At 40.3% G+C, this 16,956-nt stretch carries 15 protein-coding genes; 3 read left to right on the forward strand and 12 right to left on the reverse strand.

Translation table 11 applies throughout. From position 1 onward, the window contains the following. Nucleotide 1 precedes the first annotated feature (1 nt). Nucleotides 2-1,525 carry a YifB family Mg chelatase-like AAA ATPase gene (locus CBS1_RS01665; RefSeq protein ID WP_090222971.1) on the forward strand — a complete coding sequence of 508 codons (1,524 nt, stop codon included), beginning with the start codon at nt 2-4 and terminating at the stop codon, nt 1,523-1,525. Between the two features lie 31 nt (nt 1,526-1,556). Next, nucleotides 1,557-3,026, forward strand: coding sequence for a carboxypeptidase M32 (locus CBS1_RS01670; RefSeq protein WP_090222969.1), 1,470 nt, complete (start codon nt 1,557-1,559; stop codon nt 3,024-3,026). A gap of 171 nt (nt 3,027-3,197) precedes the next feature. Here the strand turns inward: CBS1_RS01670 and CBS1_RS01675 are convergent, their stop codons facing one another. From CBS1_RS01675 to CBS1_RS01710, 8 genes are all read right to left on the reverse strand, one after another. Next, nucleotides 3,198-3,893, reverse strand: a complete 696-nt coding sequence (locus CBS1_RS01675) for a redox-sensing transcriptional repressor Rex (protein ID WP_090222968.1) — start codon at nt 3,891-3,893, stop codon at nt 3,198-3,200. After that, nucleotides 3,841-5,847 carry a [FeFe] hydrogenase, group A gene (locus CBS1_RS01680; RefSeq protein WP_033190983.1) on the reverse strand — a complete coding sequence of 669 codons (2,007 nt, stop codon included), beginning with the start codon at nt 5,845-5,847 and terminating at the stop codon, nt 3,841-3,843. Before CBS1_RS01680 ends, CBS1_RS01675 begins: the two co-directional genes overlap by 53 nt. A 37-nt stretch (nt 5,848-5,884) precedes the next feature. Further along, the gene (locus CBS1_RS01685) at nt 5,885-7,789 is read right to left on the reverse strand and encodes an NADH-quinone oxidoreductase subunit NuoF (protein WP_176759503.1); all 1,905 of its coding nucleotides are present in this window, start codon (nt 7,787-7,789) and stop codon (nt 5,885-5,887) included. Beyond that, nucleotides 7,786-8,268 carry an NADH-quinone oxidoreductase subunit NuoE gene (gene nuoE, locus CBS1_RS01690; protein WP_090222966.1) on the reverse strand — a complete coding sequence of 161 codons (483 nt, stop codon included), beginning with the start codon at nt 8,266-8,268 and terminating at the stop codon, nt 7,786-7,788. Before nuoE ends, CBS1_RS01685 begins: the two co-directional genes overlap by 4 nt. 301 nt (nt 8,269-8,569) lie before the next feature. Next, entirely contained in the window at nt 8,570-9,292 is a 723-nt protein-coding gene (locus CBS1_RS01695; protein WP_052107031.1) for a LytR/AlgR family response regulator transcription factor, read from the reverse strand. Further along, nucleotides 9,285-10,304: a sensor histidine kinase gene (locus CBS1_RS01700; RefSeq protein ID WP_241685591.1), complete on the reverse strand. Its 1,020-nt coding sequence runs from the start codon at nt 10,302-10,304 to the stop codon at nt 9,285-9,287. Before CBS1_RS01700 ends, CBS1_RS01695 begins: the two co-directional genes overlap by 8 nt. Before the next feature lie 30 nt (nt 10,305-10,334). Beyond that, nucleotides 10,335-10,871: a hypothetical protein gene (locus CBS1_RS01705; RefSeq protein WP_033190985.1), complete on the reverse strand. Its 537-nt coding sequence runs from the start codon at nt 10,869-10,871 to the stop codon at nt 10,335-10,337. After that, entirely contained in the window at nt 10,861-11,523 is a 663-nt protein-coding gene (locus tag CBS1_RS01710) for a hypothetical protein (protein WP_033190986.1), read from the reverse strand. Before CBS1_RS01710 ends, CBS1_RS01705 begins: the two co-directional genes overlap by 11 nt. Before the next feature lie 125 nt (nt 11,524-11,648). Between CBS1_RS01710 and CBS1_RS10410 the strand changes: the two genes are divergently transcribed. Then, nucleotides 11,649-12,599 (forward strand): DDE-type integrase/transposase/recombinase, encoded by a 951-nt coding sequence (locus CBS1_RS10410; RefSeq protein ID WP_014452073.1) that lies wholly within the window; start codon nt 11,649-11,651, stop codon nt 12,597-12,599. A 33-nt stretch (nt 12,600-12,632) separates the two neighbouring features. On the opposite strand, the gene CBS1_RS01715 is transcribed toward CBS1_RS10410, so the two are convergent. The 4 genes from CBS1_RS01715 to CBS1_RS01730 form a co-directional block, all read right to left on the reverse strand. Beyond that, complete coding sequence (locus tag CBS1_RS01715) at nt 12,633-13,226, reverse strand: hypothetical protein (RefSeq protein WP_033190987.1); 594 nt, start codon at nt 13,224-13,226, stop codon at nt 12,633-12,635. Between the two features lie 314 nt (nt 13,227-13,540). Continuing rightward, nucleotides 13,541-14,680: a SpoIIE family protein phosphatase gene (locus CBS1_RS01720; RefSeq protein ID WP_033190988.1), complete on the reverse strand. Its 1,140-nt coding sequence runs from the start codon at nt 14,678-14,680 to the stop codon at nt 13,541-13,543. Next, nucleotides 14,667-16,370 carry a [Fe-Fe] hydrogenase large subunit C-terminal domain-containing protein gene (locus CBS1_RS01725; RefSeq protein ID WP_033190989.1) on the reverse strand — a complete coding sequence of 568 codons (1,704 nt, stop codon included), beginning with the start codon at nt 16,368-16,370 and terminating at the stop codon, nt 14,667-14,669. Before CBS1_RS01725 ends, CBS1_RS01720 begins: the two co-directional genes overlap by 14 nt. Further along, on the reverse strand, nt 16,367-16,663 hold the full coding sequence (locus CBS1_RS01730; RefSeq protein WP_033190990.1) for a (2Fe-2S) ferredoxin domain-containing protein: 297 nt from the start codon (nt 16,661-16,663) through the stop codon (nt 16,367-16,369). The genes CBS1_RS01725 and CBS1_RS01730 overlap by 4 nt, the downstream gene beginning before the upstream one ends. Nucleotides 16,664-16,956: the final 293 nt, after the last annotated feature.

The raw sequence follows: 16,956 nt of genomic DNA on the forward strand, positions 1-16,956 counted from the left end.
GATGTTTTTTAGCACAAAATCAGCGGTTATTGTTGGAATAACTCCGCTTCTAGTCGATGTGGAAGTGGACATAAATCAACGAAGTGTGAAAAGGGATATCAACATCGTTGGGTTACCGGATACCGCTGTTAAGGAGAGCAAACAGAGGATTTTAAGTGCTTTCAAGAACTCTAATATTTTAGTACCAGATGGTCTAATTACCGTTAATTTGGCACCCAGTGACGTAAAGAAGGAAGGAACGTTCTTAGATTTTGCCATTGCCTTGGCGATCTTAGGTGCTGCGAAGTATATCCCACCTTTCAACTCAGTTGTTATCGGAGAACTTGGGCTGGATGGAACCGTCAAAAAGGTCAAAGGTGTCCTTCCGATCTTGTTGGAATTTCAAAACTCCTCGACATCTTTTATAATCCCTGCAGATAACATCCCTGAAGCTACGGCTACAAAAGCGAATTTTCTTGCTTTCAAAAGCCTGTACGAAGCAGTACAGTCAATAAAGACCAATCAATTCCCACGCATCTTGTACGAAATACCTATTCTACAGGATGATGCATACGAGGTTGACTTTTCAGAGATCCGCGGACATTTAGTTCCGAAGCGTGCACTTGAAGTCGCCGCAAGTGGTGGTCACAATGTGCTGATGGTAGGACCTCCGGGCACAGGAAAGACGATGTTTGCGAGGAGATTTCCGACCATACTACCTCCAATGAGCGAACACGAAATCATTGAAACTTCCAAAATATACAGTGCCATAGGTCTTTTGGACTCGAAACTTGTAACGAAAAGGCCGTTCCGAAGTCCTCACCATACCTCCAGTGCTGTAGCGGTAATCGGTGGAGGTACCAACGTGAAACCGGGAGAAGTCACACTCGCACATAACGGTGTGCTCTTTTTGGATGAGCTTCCTGAATTCCGAAGAGATGTCTTAGAAGCATTACGTGAACCGCTTGAGGATGGTGTGGTAACGGTTTCGCGTTCAAAGGCGACACATGTTTTTCCCGCTTCTTTCCAATTAATTGCCGCTATGAACCCATGTCCCTGCGGATACTATGGAGACAAAGAGATAGCATGCAAATGTTCGCCATACGAAATCAAAAGGTACTGGAAAAACATCTCTGGCCCAATACTCGACAGAATAGACATACAAATCCAAGTTCCCAGAATCTCTTATGATGAGATGCGGGGTAAAGTTCAGCAAACAAATGGAGAGTCAAGCGCTCAAATTCGCGAAAGGGTTGTAAGAGCACGGGAAAGACAACTACGTAGGTACAAGGAAGAAAATATAAAGCTCAACGCGAAATTGACGCACAGGATGGTTGAGAAATACATTAAGTTAGACGATAAGGCGGAAGATATTTTAAAAATATACGCTACCAAATACAGACTCTCGGGAAGAGCTCTGGACAAAATATTGAAAGTTTCAAGAACGATCGCTGATCTCAATGGAGACGAGATCGTCGATGCAAAGGATGTTAGTGAGGCCTTACAGTACAGATTAAACAATATCGAATCAGATTTCATCCTGTGAAGTACAAGAATTTTATATAGGAGGAAGATTTATGGAAGAACTAAAAAGCTATTACAAACGTGTCGCTAAGTACTACAGCGCAGCCGCATTGCTTTACTGGGATATGCAAACGTATATGCCAAAAGATGCAGGACCGTACAGAGCGGAAGTGCTATCGGAAATTGGAACGTACGCTTTTAAACAAATAACTGACGACGCTCTCGGAAAACTGTTGGAAACAGCTCAACCACAAAGTGAAATCGACGAGAAGCTAGTCTATGTAGGAAAGAAGGAATACTACAAGTACAAAAAAGTTCCTCCTGAACTATTTCAAGAGATTATGATAACATCAACAATGCTAGAGCAAAAGTGGGAAATTGCTAAACCGCGTGGTGATTTCGAAGAAGTAAGACCTTTGCTTGAAAAAATTGTCGATCTCAGTAGAAAATACGCAGACATTTTAGGTTACGAAGGTGAACCGTACAACGCGTTACTCGACCTATACGAACCCGGAATGAAGGCAGAAGAAGTGGATCAGATATTCAGTAAAGTCAGAGATTTTATAGTGGAAATGCTCGAAAAAATCGAAAGGTTGCCAAAATCAGAGGATCCGTTCAATAGAGAAATCGGGGTAGATAAGCAAAAAGAATTCAGCAACTGGCTGCTTCACTATCTCAAGTACGATTTTACCAAGGGAAGGTTGGATGTATCAGCGCATCCTTTCACCAATCCAATAGGTCTAAACGATGTACGCATAACAACAAGGTACATAGTTAATGACATCAGAAATTCCATATACTCTACGATACACGAATTTGGGCACGCACTGTACGCACTTTCAATTCCTACCGAGTTCTACGGTCTACCAATTGGTAGCAGCGCCTCATACGGTTTCGACGAGAGTCAATCGCGCTTTTGGGAAAATGTAGTTGGCAGAAGCTTGGCATTTTGGAAAGGGATTTATAGCAAATTCATAGAAATTGTTCCCGAGATGCGGGGATATTCGGTTGAAGAATTATGGAGGGCGGTGAACAGAGTCCAAAGGTCGTTCATTAGAACCGAAGCGGACGAAGTTACGTACAACCTGCACATAATCATCCGTTTTGAGATTGAACGCGAGCTAATCAACGGTGAACTGAGTGTTAAAGACGTCCCAGACAAGTGGAACGAGCTCTACAAAAAATACCTGGGGCTGGATGTGCCAAACAATACGCTTGGTTGTATGCAAGATCCACATTGGTTCGGCGGGAATTTTGGTTATTTTCCAACTTATGCACTTGGCAACCTTTATGCTGCTCAGATATTTGAAAAATTAAAAGAAGAAATAAACTTTGAAGAAGTTGTTTCAGCTGGTAATTTTGAGATCATTAAAAACTTCCTGAAAGAGAAGATCCATTCGAAGGGTAAAATGTACGAACCAAGCGACTTGATTAAAATCGTGACTGGCAAACCGCTGTCTTACGAATCTTTCGTGAGATACATTAAGGATAAGTACTCCAAAGTGTATGAGATAGAGCTTTAAGCTCCTGTTCAAGAGTCTAAAGTGCCGAGGGCTTTTAAAAAATAAGCCCTCGGTGTTTTTTATAAAAAAATCCCCCGGTTGACAACCGGGGTGGGAAGGTGTGGTGGCCGTTGTGAGGTCGTTCCTCACTATATATGTGCGTGGCGCACAATTACGTTAATCTAGCAAAATTTACTTCGGGGATGATTCTTTAACACTTTTTAGTTCTTCAGCTTTTATTCTTTCTTTTTCCGCAAGCATGTGTTTTAATCCGAGCAATCCTCTTGTTATATCCTCGTTTTGGACAATTACCTCTGCTGGTACGTCTAATATCCTTGTAGAAAAGTTCCACAGCGCTTTAACTCCGTGGCTAACCAGCAGATCTGCTACCTGCTGAGCTGAACTTTCTGGAACACAAATGGCTGCGATTTTTACTTTAAATCTACGAATGACCCTGGACAAATCTTTCAGTGGTAACACCATGAGTTCTCCAACCATTGTTCCAATCTTTTTTGGATCGTTGTCAAATATTGCGGCGACTCTTATACCTATGTTCTTAAATCCTTTGTAATTTGCAAGTGCACTACCAAGGTGACCAGCTCCGATGATTATAATATTCTCATCAACACCTGTTCCGAAGAGCTCATCGAGTTCGTCAAGTAATTCCTTTATCACGTACCCAACCTTGGGTTTGCCCTTAGTCTCAAGGAACGAGAAATCCTTTCTTACTTGTTCCGGTGTGATGCGGAGCATCTCTGCAATCTCTTCGGATAATACATAAGACTTACCTTCAGCGTGGAGCTGACTCAAGAGTGCATGGTACAATTTTAAACGTTCAAACGTCGCTTTTGGAAATCTCAAGATCCCCTTTCGCTCTTCCAAGCTCATTTAAAGCCACCTCTTTTACTTTTTCGACTGTTGCTTCGGATACTATTATATCATTTACCAGAACGTTTGGTGCTTTTCCACAGTTCTCTACACAGAATGTTCCCTTTATCTCTAAATTCTTCGCCCATTCTTCTTTATTTGCTGCCGAAATGAGCTTTTCGAGGATTTCGTACGAACCTTTTGAATAACACGAGGTACCCAAACAAACGCTGACCTTTACTTTGTCTTCAGATTCTTCTGGAAGTGGTAGTATATCGATTTCCTCTTCTTGAACCCTTCTTCTGTGTTTGTAGTGCGTGTGAATTACCTCATGTGCTTCATGGCTAAGTGGTTTTTTCAGATATTTCTCGTACAACTGTAACATGTGGAAGTTTTCTGTTGGTGATATAAGCACATCGATGCTTTGGACTTCTTTTAGTATTCTCGCTCTCCTTTCCCTTGTTCTCACATCGTTTGGATATGGCTGACCGCCGCCACCGATACATCCGTAGTTACATGCCATCACTTCAACGATATCTACATCAAGTTCTCCAGTTTTTATCGAATCAACTATCTTACGCGTATTTCCAAGTCCGAAGACTGCAATGGCTTTAACAACTTTTCCGTTGCTCAGTTCTAACGTTGTTAGCCTTACACCTTCAGATAGTTGCTTTGTTTCCAGGTTCTTTATACCAATGAATTCGTCTACAACATTAACAACACTTCCGAGCACTCCGCCACTTTTTCCAAAGCTGAGACCAGATTGCGATGAGAGTCCAAATGGCCTATCAAATGGTTCGGGATCTACTGTTCTTATATCAATTCCAGTTGACTTAATCACCTTCACAACTTCCCTTGTTGTAAGAACAACATCAACATCACCTTGGAATTCTTCCCTTTCGGCTTCGAATTTTTTTGCTGTACACGGCATTATCGAGACAAGGAAAATATCTTTTGGATCCACACCTATTTCTTTTGCATAGAACCTCTTGATAATTGCGCCGAGTGCCATTTGAGGTGATTTAACGCTTGATAGGTGGTTCAAATACTCTGGATAGTACTGTTCTGCGAATTTGACCCACCCTGGGCAACAGGATGTGAACTGTGGTAACTTCTCACCTTTCTCCAGTCTTTCGATGAACTCGTGTGCTTCTTCGTAAGTAACGAGGTCTGCTGCGAATGCAACGTCAAAAACTTTCTTGAATCCAATCATCTTAAGGAGAGATACCATTCTACCTGCTGCGGCAACATCGTCTTCCAATCCGAATTCTTCTTGCAAAGATGCTCGAACAGCAGGAGCAACCATTCCTATCACATATTTTCCTTCTTCAATGGCTTTGTAAACTTTATCTACATCGTTCCTTATCGCTAGTGCACCGGTTGGACAGTAAGCAACACATTGTCCGCAGAGAACACATTCTGTATTCTCGAGTTTTTCTTCAAACGATGGAACAACCTGTGCTTCGAAACCTCTGTAGGCAAAATCTATAGCAGCTATGGACTGAATTTCATCACATGCTCTTACACAATCTCCACAAAGGATACACTTTGCATTGTCTCTAACGATAACAGATGATCTATCTGTTATAGTCTTCTTCGAAATCTTCTCGAATCGGTTGTTTGTTAACCCAAATTCCTGGGCGTACTTTTGCAGCTTACATTTTCCGTTCATCTCACATGTTGTACAATCACCGTCGTGAGATGCGAGTAAGAGCTGGAGTATACCTTTCCTCATTTCGTAAATCTTAGGTGTATGTGTCTTTATTATCATTCCTTCTCTTGGCTGGAGCGTACAAGACGTAACTATATCCTTTCCGTCCACTTCCACAAGACACATTCTACAAGCTCCATAAATTGATGTCTCTGAGAGGTAACAAAGATTTGGAATTTCAATACCGACCTCTCTAAGAGCTTCGAGCACGTTCCTTGCATCATCGCGGATTTCTATTTCTCTACCGTTAACGATTATCCTCATTATCCATCACCCTCCCAAAGTGCCAGTTCCTTGAAAATCATCCAACCAATTCAATAGCGCCGAACTTACATTTTGTGACACACAGGCCGCACTTGATACACTTTTCCTGGTCTATTACATATGGTTTTCCTCTTTCACCACTTATCGCACCATTTGGACAGCTTCTTGCGCACAAGCTACAGCTCTTACACTTTTCAGGTATTATCACGTACTTCTTGAATGCTGTACACATTCCACTTGGACATTTGCCTTCAATGTGCTCGATGTACTCGGGCCTAAAGTACTTAAGAGTACTGATTATCGGGTTCGGGGCAGTTTTTCCAAGACCACAGAGTGAAGCGGTTTTGATAATTTCGGAAAGATATTCAAGGTTCTCCAGGTCTTCGTACGTTGCTTTACCTTGTGTGAACTTTTCCAAAATATTGTAAGCTTGCATTGTTCCTTCTCTACATGGCACACACTTACCGCATGATTCACGTTTTGTGAAATCTAAGAAGAACCTTGCTACTTCCACCATACACCTGTCGTCTGTTATTGCGACTATACCACCTGAACCTACCATTGCGCCAACAGATTTCAGAGAATCGTAGTCGAGTGGAAGGTCGAAGAGTTCTTCTGGTAAACAGGCACCAGATGGCCCACCAATTTGGATTGCTTTTATCTTTCTGCCGTTTGATGTTCCACCACATATGTTTTCAAGAATGTATCTGATTGTGGTACCGAATTGTATTTCGATGATACCCGTCAATTTGAGAGGACCTGTGACCGAGAACATCTTTGTTCCGGGTGAATTCTCAACACCGCGTTTTCTGTAGTTTTCAACGCCATCCCTTATTATCTTAGGAACATTAGCGTACGATTCGACGTTGTTGATAAGAGTTGGTTTCCCCCAAAGACCTGATTGCGCTGGGAATGGTGGTCTTGGTCTTGGAACACCGCGTTTACCTTCGATGGAGGCAAGAAGCGCTGTTTCCTCACCACAGACGAATGCACCAGCACCTTCTTTGACGTACAGGTCGAATGAGAAGTCTGTTCCAAGTATGCTCTTACCAAGAAGCCCATATCTTTTTGCATCTTCTATAGCTTTATTAAACATCTCAACAGCAATTGGATATTCTGCTCTTATGTACGCATAGCCTTTTCTTGCGCCTATTGCATATGCTGCGATGATCATACCTTCAAGAACGGAGTGCGGGTCCCTTTCAAGAAGTGTTCTGTTCATGAACGCTCCTGGGTCACCTTCGTCAGCGTTACAAACGACATACTTAATGTCTCCTTGACTTTTGTACGCTGCTTCCCATTTCAATCCTGTTGGGAATCCTCCACCACCACGACCGCGCAAACCGGAGGCTTTTATCAGATTGATTATCTCAAGTCTATCCATTCCAGAAAGCACTTTTGCAAGTGATGAGTAACCGCCACGTGCCATGTAATCTTCTATACTTTCACATTCACTTGTTCCAACAGCTTCCATTATGTAGAAGGTCTGGTTCTTGAAAAAAGTAGCATCCTCTAACCTCTCAACCTTCTTGTCGGTAATCGGATCCGTGAGAAGCAGCCGTTCGATAGCTTCCCCTTTGAGCAGTGTCCTTTCAACAATCTCTTCAACATCGTTAACTGTGACATGGCTGTATGTGATTCCAGACGGCATTATCTTTACGAGGGGGCCTAACGAACAAAGACCACAGCATCCGGTTTTCTTCACTGGTTCGTCATCATCGTCGATTTTTTCAATCTTTATATCAAGCCCTTTTGCCTTGATTACTTCGACAAACTTCGCGTAAACCTTTCTTGACCCACTTGCTGTACATCCAGTTCCAACACAGACGTACACGCAAGGCTTTTGGAGTTTCCTTTCCCTCTTCTCCTTGAGTTTTTCTATAAAATCAAACAATTCTTGTGGACTCTTCAATACCGGTTCATTTGCGATAACTGTGCTCATTGTTCTTCCTCCTTCCTTTCCTTGAGCTTTCTAAGAATCTCCTTGACCTTTTCACCGGTGAGCTTTCCGTAAACCTCATCGTTTATAACCATTGCCGGGGCTAGAGCACACGCACCGAGACAACCTACTTTATCGAGACTGAACTTCAAGTCAGGTGTGACCTCTCCGGGTTTAATACCTATTTCTTCTTCTATTGCTTTAACAAGGCTCATTGAACCTTCCATATGGCAGGCTGTTCCGTCACAGATGAGGATTGTGTACTCACCCTTTGGTTTCAGAGAGAATTGAGCATAAAATGTGGCAACACCATAAATCTTTGCAGGAGGAATACCAAGCGCTGTACCGATGTAGTTCACAACATCCCTTGGAATATGTCTGTACTCTTTCTGGACTTCTAGCAAGATCTTGATGAGCATCTCTTTTTTGTATTCGTACTTCTTCAAAATCTCCTCAACTTTACTGTAAGTTCTGGTGATCATCGCCACACCTCCACAAGATTTGAATTGTTAACTGCAGAAATTCTAGATCCTTGCTTTCATTCCTTGACCAATCTATTGTTCAACGTCTCATTTCTCATTGTTCATTGCTTATCAAAGGAAATCAGATCAGGTACACAAGCTTATTCGTGATAGTTTTCACGAATATAATATGATAAGAATTAATTTTTGTCAAGAGGAAAATTAGAAATTTTTCACGAACACTCTAGCGGTACGTAGATAAGTAGAAAGCGGTGCAAAGATTAGGATGGATAAAGAAGGAGAGAATAAGACATGAAAACAATCACTCTTTAAATCCTATACGGCGAAAGAATTCTGGTTTGTAGTTCCTTGAAAGATTAACTTCATCGCCGTTGTCAAGCACGATTATATAAGAGCCTTGGAACCATTTTTTGATTTTCGATATGTGTTTTATGGAAATAACATAACTTTTGTGGACTTGTATGAAATCAGTGGCTGGTAACTTATTCATTAGCGTATGTAGTGGAGTTGAACATTCAAATCTGCCATCTTTGGTTATAATACGGACAGTCCTGTTTTCGGCTTCAAGATAGATTATTTCTTTTATCTCTATCAAGAGTATTTCATCACCGTGTTTAACAGGCAGTTTGGAAAGTTGTTGTATGTAGTACTGAAGACTATATTTTTTTACACCAATCTTAGAAATTCTTTCGATAGTTTTGCTTAACCTTTCTTTTGAAACGGGTTTGAGTACGTAGTCGATAGCGCCTTCCTCAAATGCCTTTATCGTGTATTCATCGTACGCTGTTACAAATACTACATGTGGGGAGTACACCAATTTTCCAAGGACTTCAAATATTAGTTTATCACCAACGTTTATATCTAAGAAGAGTACTTCAGGCTGAATACTATTTGCTTTCTCGATAAAGTCTTCGCAGTTGTATGATTCAAAGAGTATGTCAATACTGCTGTCTATTTCTTTTAAAATCCTTTTCATTCGTTCCATAGCATTTGGCTCATCTTCAACAATACCACAGCTAAACATTCAGCTCACTACCCTTCGATAATGGAATAAGAAGAGAAACGCATGTACTGTTACCATCAGTTTTTGCAAAAATCTTGCCACCTATGAGTTCGAGTTGTTTCAAAACTATTGACAACCCAGTTCCGAAATTCTCAGGTATGATTTCTCTCTTTGGAGTTCCAGTGTTCTTAATGATTATTTCTAAAGTATCCTCTTGTTCGCACACATTGATTTCAAGCTTGCCGCCAGAATTTCCCTTGATTCCGTACTTTATCGCGTTTTCCACTACAGGTTGAGTTATTCCTGACGGAACGATTCTCTTTTTGGCTGAGTCTTCGATATTTATCGCATAATCAAAAGTCAAGGAGCTCATCATTTCTTTTTGTATAAGTACATATTGCTCTATGAAAGCCAGTTCTTCATCTATGCTCCACTGTCTTTTGAATTTTAACACAGAGCGGTAATAATCAGAGACCATAATGGTGAACTCTTCAGCTCTGTCCGGATTTTTTCTTACAGCCTCGGCTAAGAAGTTGAATGTGTTAAATACAAAGTGTGGATTTAATTTTGTTCTGAGCAGATCCATGTTAAGATTCTGAAGTTCCTTCTCCAGCGAAAGTCTTCTCAATTTTTCTTTTAACGCGGATAGATAACTCGCTATCGATATTGATAGAAAAACAGTGAGTAACCAAAATGCGTCGTTAACATCTAACCTTCTGCTGTGAAAATACGTTATTCTCAGAATTACTTCTGATAAAGAAAAGCTTAAAGTAAAAGAGTACGATAGATTTATGAGGTCATAAAGAAGCTTTTTTAACGCGCTCTGTTCTGATCTATAAAGCTTCCGAAACACTAAAAAGAGCAACATTATAGAATTCATTAGTACAAAAGATAATACAAAGGGAGTGTAGTAATTCTTGAATTCTACCGCTCTTAGCAGCGTTAAGAACCATATTAATATTGAAATCTCGACAACCGCAACCTTCCATAAAAGGTTTAATTTCATATACGCTGATCTACCTGCGCTTAGCACTCTTTTCAAAAGTATTCTCCCCTTAGCATCTCAAAAATTCTTTGGAATCATGCTGGGAAATCTTTTTTCCAGGTTTTCTAAGTAACCTTTGCTGTCCTTAATGTTTCTAAGTTTATCCACGTAGAACGAGAATTTTACGATATCTTTTTTAAGTCCATAGGTGTATGCAAGAATGTAAGTCAATTTTTTCTCAACCTCCGCGTCCAATTTCACTCTTTCTTTAAATAGCAGAAGAAACTCACCATCTTCAATTAAAACATCTTGTGCGACTCTATTACTTTCGACAAATTTAAAGAACGCTTCTATCCTGATTAATCTTACTTCCAAGCTGAACGGTTCTTGTTGTACAGCGCTTGCAAGCTGCTGGCTCCCTACGTAGAAAAATAATAGATTGAAGGGGAAAAACACACCCACACTCTTTTCAAGTGTGAGTGCACCTTCCTTCGCTAACTGAAGGGCAGAGCTATTAGCAAAAGACAAAGTACAGATAGTTAGAAAAATAAACACATTTGCCCATACAAAAAAAGTTCTAAGCCAGCTGAACAAGTATCTTGATTTAGAATCCAAACCCAACTCCTCCGTAAAGTGAATACATCAACAAAAACTTACTGCTATCAGATACACCTTGCAAAGCCTTTCCGTTCACAGTCCACCCATCGATCGAGTAACCACCAATTAACATTGCGCCAATACTTATTTGCATAAAACTTGTTAAACTAACGTTAAGAGAAAGATCTGCAGAAACTGCATAATAATCGATGCTTGCAATAAGGTATCCTTCAAGTGTTCCATTTTCTAAATCGCTCATTGAGGTGTTGTTTTCATTGACAAATCTTCCTACCGTTACGTTAACACCTCCGAATCCTAATCCGGCTAGCAGAGATACGTTTCCGAACGCCAAGTTCTTGTAACCAGCTCCAAAACCTCCGCTAATTCCAACTTTAAATTTGTTACCATCCTTGTTTACTACCTTCTCACCACCGAAACCAAATCCTCCACTATAGCTCATTCCAGGGATTCCACCATAGCCGTACCCTCCAAATGCAATTATACCATCGCTGAAGTCTGGAAAATCAACAACAGGTACGTTGATGTTCTTTAACCCAAAGAGTGTACCGCCCGGGAAATACATTAACATGGGGCCACCACCGCCAAAGTCGAATCCGAAACTTACTAGTGCTACCAACAACAAGATAGTTGCTAAAATACCCTTCATCATACCAGACACCTCCTCTGTGTTTTTGATACTGTTAACTAAAAGTATTGAAACTTTCCAAAAACCGCATTATCCTTATAAAGAGGGGACACCCCCCAACCAACTCTCGACAAAGGAGGTATCCCGATATGAACAACTCAACGCTCTCTTGTCCAAAATGCGGTTCCACCAGCTTATACAAAAACGGTCATGACAAATACGGTAACCAACAATTCCTTTGCAAACTCTGCCATCATTCTTTCAAACTCTCCCATTCTCACAAACGCAAAAACTTCTCTTTCCCTTATCCCAAATGCACTTCTTGTGGTAAATCTATGCAAATTTACAAAGTCCGTCGCTCTTTCGTTGTCTTCCGTTGTAGAGCTTGTCGTACCAAAGATAGAGTACCTTTTAACCTCCCCGAACCAGTCACCCTTATTCCTGAGAAATTTAAATATTTCCGCTTCCCTATCTTTTTCGTCTTAAAGGCTTTCGTTTTGTATATGAAACACAATATGTCTTATCGCTCTCTTGCTCATTCTCTTAATATCAAAGTATCTCATGTCACCATATACAAATGGGTTATTAAATTGTGTACTTTATTCTCTGTACTTTTTCCAACATTTACCATCGAAAATGTTTTCTCAGTTCATGCTGATGAAACTGTTCTTGTTTTCAAAGAACAAAAGTACTATGTTTGGCTATTAGTTGATCACGAAACTAACTTAATTCTTTGTTGGCATGTCTCAAAGTATCGTGATATGGGACAAGTCAAAGTATTGCTCGAGAAGTTCTTTGGTAATTCAAAACCTAGAAACATTGAACTTATTACTGATGGACTTGGTGCATATGAAAGTGCAGTAAAGCTGTTGTTCAGAAATATCAATCACGTAGTGGTACCGCTCGGTAAAAACAATCAATGTGAATCCAAGTTTTCATTGTTGAAAGACTTTTTCCGACTCAAGCGAGGGCTGAAGAATACGAAGAATTTAGCGAAATATATTCAAGGATTTTGTGTAGTGAAGAATCTTTGGAAAACGCACAATGGTAATATCAATCTCATTCTTTCACACTTACACTCTTTCATCACTACAAGTTAACACTATCGTGTTTTTAAGAAACTCCTCATAGACCTACCATGTTCTTGTTACCAAAGGACCACCATTAACAACAACCTGACTTTCAAAGCCTTTCTTAATGTATAAAGTTAAATCGGACCTTGCGGAACTTAAAGTGATCTCAACTTTGCCACCAGGTTGAATTTCTCCGATGTATAATTCTCCCTTTATCCCTGCGCTCGACAAGTTTATCCTGCAAGGTCCCGTAATAACGAAGTTTCTTATGTTCACGTTAACAGAAGATACGTTAAGCACCACATTTGAAAGCGAACCACTAAGAGAAGTATCTACCGCTGACACAACGATTTCTTTCAGACCTTTAGTCCCGATTATTATAGTTCCTATGACCTTATCAATTCTAATAAAGTCCTTACCTGCCTCCACTTGTGCTTTCTCGCCTTTTTCGAAAATTATCTTGCCGTCTTCGTCTGAGAAATGTAAGTTGTAGCTCACACCGGACAGAATTAACTCTTCTTTGTTCACAGGTACTATGTTGTTTCCTTGCAAGAACAATTCACCTGTACTCGGAGAGTCTGATGGCCAAAAGAGAACAATCAGGAACGTTGATAACATCACACCGGCTACAATTTCTTTGAAAGTAATTTCCATAGCATCACCTTCTTTCTGGATTTGATGATCTTTATACAATCTTGAAAACTTTCGCTTTCAAGGGCAAAACTACTCTCAAGAATAGATCTATGAATATCTCAGACATCCTGTTTAACCTCGTCCTTCACAATTTCATAGATATTATCGTTCAGCAAGAAAGAAAAAGCAACTAAAAATTCGCAAGATGTAAGAAATAAGGTGTGAAAGTAAGAAAAACGAAGACAAAATGCGTTCGGGAACAGTGAACGAAAAGTGGAGGAAAGAGAAGAGGAAAGAAATGAAAAAAACAGATGCAACTCACTGAATCAAGGGGGTCAGAAATATTCTATTTTGACCACTTTTCCGCGTTGCTGCAGTATTGCGGCTATGTCGTGAATAATTCTAAACTTAAGCGATATGTCGTGGGAGAATAAAGGATTTTGATGCGCAGGATTTATCGCCCTTCCAACGAGAAAAGTGATAATGTCTGATTCCTCAAGCAAATCGATAAGCTTTTGAGCTCCCACACCTAATGTTGTGTCCTGATTTTCGTAGTACCTAAATACTTGCGAAAGGGTAATTATACCTTCAGTGACCAAATCAACACCTTCCATATGTCCAATAGGCGGTGAGTACTCCGATATGCTTGAGAAATCTATTTCCACTTTCTTACCAAGTATTTTTTCAACTATCTGACTCGTGGTGCCACCGCAAATAACCTTTTTTCCCTCTGAATTCATCAACTTTTCGACAACAATTTTGTCGTGTTCCTTCTTTTCCGGAGGTCCGACCATTATCGTCAGATTTCTTCTTTCTCGAATCTTGATTGCGCATACCGTTGCATCGTCACCTTTCGAGCCTCTATCGAGTGCTTCAGCTAGTCTAACAAGATGGTTTGTGATACTCTCCAAATCGACTTTGTTATCCATCAGGTTCTTTAGTTCGTATTTAATATTTTCTATTCCAAAACCGAATGGATACTTTGCGGTTCCCATCCCCGCCTGAGAAATACCATCGGTCATTAGAAAGACAACATCATCAGGTTTGATTTGGATACTGCTTTCAAGAACAGTTCTCCCTTGTATCTTATGTTCCTTTTTCTCTAACTCGACGAACTGACCATCCCTGTAGAAAAGGACTATAGGGAAATCGTACTCAAAGATATGGCAATCACCGGTAACATGGTTAACGTAGCAGGTAGCCAGCGTAGCATAGCTTATTCCCCGAACCTTACACGTCGGGAGTGTTGAAATGATGGAAGAAAAGACTTCAGAAATGGGAACATCGTTGAGAACCATCGTAGTGGACATTGAAGCGGTCAAAGTGGAAAGTATACTTGCTTTTATGCCACTGCCAAGGCCGTCCGAAACACTAACAACCGTTTTTTCTTCAGTTTTTTTGACTTTCACCGTATCTCCGCAGACTTCTTCTCCGGCTTTATTCTTTTGTGCGTAGTAAATTTCACTTGTCAGCATTTTCTTCCCCCAAGAACTTTTTGAATTCAGCAAAGCGGGATTTTGTTTCAGCTATTGACTCTCCAAGCAAGCTTGCAATATCCTGGGCTAGTTTCATCTGTTCGTTCAAGACTTCGTCTATTTTCTCTATCGTCCGCCTTCTCAGCTCATTCATATGTTCCCTTTGGTGAACCATTTCGGTCAGGTCAACAAAAAGGACCACCGTTCCTCCGTTGTCTGGTAGGTCAAAGACTTTTGGATAAAGGTAAACCTTTCTCGAGTTGATGTAAAGCTCGTGTATCCTATTCGGACTCTCTTTTGCTCTCAGACAAATACTGATTATCATATCATCTGAATAGCTTGAGAACAGCTCTTTTGCAGAGTTGTTTATGTAAAGTATATTAGATTCCTTGAATATAACGATCGCGTTGGGTGTTTCTTCCACAACAAGGTTACTCACAGACGAAACCTTTTCAACCAAATACGCGAAACACATTTCCTTTTCTGCTTTTCCAACAGCGACGGCAACAGCTTTTTCCCGACAGGTTTCATAACCACAGCCAGTACAATTCAAAATCTTCGATGGCTCTGTCTTTCCCATCTCCGAAAGAATACGCTCAATTTCTGATTCAGGCACATTGTATTCCACTTTCTTTACCTTCAATGAACGTTTCAAATCCACAGGAACAGAAAACATATCTAATTTCTTTACACTTAATTCTTCCAGACGTTTCACAGCATTTTGTAACCGCACACGGCGGAATAATATATTGTCCTGCTTTTTCATAGTAGGTCCGTTGATACATCCACCAACGCAAGCCGATGCCTCTATAAACACCTTTTCATTAAAGTCGGAAAAAGTCTTAAAGAAGCTGATGATGTTTTCCACGCCTTCTAAAACATAGTGAGGGAAGGTCTCGTTGAAATAAGACGTTGCGGAGTATACGATACCACCAGAAGATGGATAGAACCTTGCTCGGTTAGGGTATGGAGCGTCAGGATAGCTTTCCGAAAGCTTTTCTATTAAGTCATCTAAACTAACGCTATCTTCTTCATTCTTCTCTTCTTGCAGAATTACCGACTTCAGTGCGTTTTCCAATTCTTCGTATGTTAGAACGACATCGTAAACACCTTCTAATTCTTTCTTTTTCGCTATACAAGGACTCACGAACACTTTCGGAAGATTTCCAAACAGATGACTTAAGAACTGTGCATGAGCACCTGCGGGAGATTTTACCTTTATCAGATAATCCACGTATTCTGAAAAGTATTTTTCGACGAGCTCCACTACAACAGGACATGCTGTGGTAATTTGCGGTCTGTCACTCTGCGCAAAGACCTTCATGTATTCCTTTGTAACATATTCCGCCCCAATTGAAGTTTCGGAGATGTATACGCAACCTATCTGCTTTAGTAATGTCAATACTTTGAACGGTTCTGTGAAATAGGCATAGAAAGATGGAGCGAGTGAGAGCACGAAAGGTTTTCTCACTAAGGATAAAAACTCGTTGATATCGCGTCTGTATTGTTTTGCGTTTTGCGGGCATACGTTGACACAAGTTCCACACAAAATACATTCCTCTTCTATTACAAAGGATTCTTCGTTCTTGAAGCTTATAGCTTTAACAGGGCAATTTCTAAGACACTTGTAACAGTACGTGCAATTTGCCTTGTCTGACAAAATATACCTACTTTTTGTAATTGGTATCATCTACCTTCACCTACTTTTTTACTACCACTTAAGCTAACAAGCGATTCCTTTATCTTCCCTACCAATTCTTCCACGTTAGATTCGCTAATGTTTTCAAAAATCTCATCGCCAACTTTAACGTTGACTCCTTTTGAGCAATTTCCCATACACAGACTTCCTCGCATTTCGATATTCTCGTCAGCAAATAGGTCTCTCAGTTTTTCAACTACCTTGTATGCCCCTTTCAGATGGCAGGAACTTCCTAGACATACGTAAACTATTGCTTCTTTCTCCGAACTTTTAGAATCATTCATTGCCAGTCCCCTCACTTTGGGATAGAAAAAAAGTAGGAATCTGTATTTTTTTGAATTCGTTATTACTTTCACGATATATTGTACGATATTTTCCAGACTCAGTCAAGTACCATTGATACTGTAAAGAAGGCTGTACAGATGAGTTACGAGATTGATTTTTGAAAATAAGTCTTTAAAATACTATCAAACAACTTCATATTCGTTTTTCATAATAAACAGAAAGGTTAAAAAAATCCCTATTGACAACAAAATGAACTTGTGGCAAAATTATCAGCGGTCAGTGATGAGCTGGC

The organism is Fervidobacterium changbaicum, assembly GCF_004117075.1.
In the GTDB taxonomy this organism is placed as follows: domain Bacteria; phylum Thermotogota; class Thermotogae; order Thermotogales; family Fervidobacteriaceae; genus Fervidobacterium; species Fervidobacterium islandicum.

Coding starts and splice junctions, on each gene's coding strand:
- CBS1_RS01665 (WP_090222971.1), top strand. CDS start 2: ATGTTTTTTAGCACAAAATCAGCGGTTATTGTTGGAATAACTCCGCTT.
- CBS1_RS01670 (WP_090222969.1), top strand. CDS start 1,557: ATGGAAGAACTAAAAAGCTATTACAAACGTGTCGCTAAGTACTACAGC.
- CBS1_RS01675 (WP_090222968.1), bottom strand. CDS start 3,893: ATGAGCTTGGAAGAGCGAAAGGGGATCTTGAGATTTCCAAAAGCGACG.
- CBS1_RS01680 (WP_033190983.1), bottom strand. CDS start 5,847: ATGAGGATAATCGTTAACGGTAGAGAAATAGAAATCCGCGATGATGCA.
- CBS1_RS01685 (WP_176759503.1), bottom strand. CDS start 7,789: ATGAGCACAGTTATCGCAAATGAACCGGTATTGAAGAGTCCACAAGAA.
- nuoE (WP_090222966.1), bottom strand. CDS start 8,268: ATGATCACCAGAACTTACAGTAAAGTTGAGGAGATTTTGAAGAAGTAC.
- CBS1_RS01695 (WP_052107031.1), bottom strand. CDS start 9,292: ATGTTTAGCTGTGGTATTGTTGAAGATGAGCCAAATGCTATGGAACGA.
- CBS1_RS01710 (WP_033190986.1), bottom strand. CDS start 11,523: ATGATGAAGGGTATTTTAGCAACTATCTTGTTGTTGGTAGCACTAGTA.
- CBS1_RS10410 (WP_014452073.1), top strand. CDS start 11,649: ATGAACAACTCAACGCTCTCTTGTCCAAAATGCGGTTCCACCAGCTTA.
- CBS1_RS01715 (WP_033190987.1), bottom strand. CDS start 13,226: ATGGAAATTACTTTCAAAGAAATTGTAGCCGGTGTGATGTTATCAACG.
- CBS1_RS01720 (WP_033190988.1), bottom strand. CDS start 14,680: ATGCTGACAAGTGAAATTTACTACGCACAAAAGAATAAAGCCGGAGAA.
- CBS1_RS01725 (WP_033190989.1), bottom strand. CDS start 16,370: ATGATACCAATTACAAAAAGTAGGTATATTTTGTCAGACAAGGCAAAT.
- CBS1_RS01730 (WP_033190990.1), bottom strand. CDS start 16,663: ATGAATGATTCTAAAAGTTCGGAGAAAGAAGCAATAGTTTACGTATGT.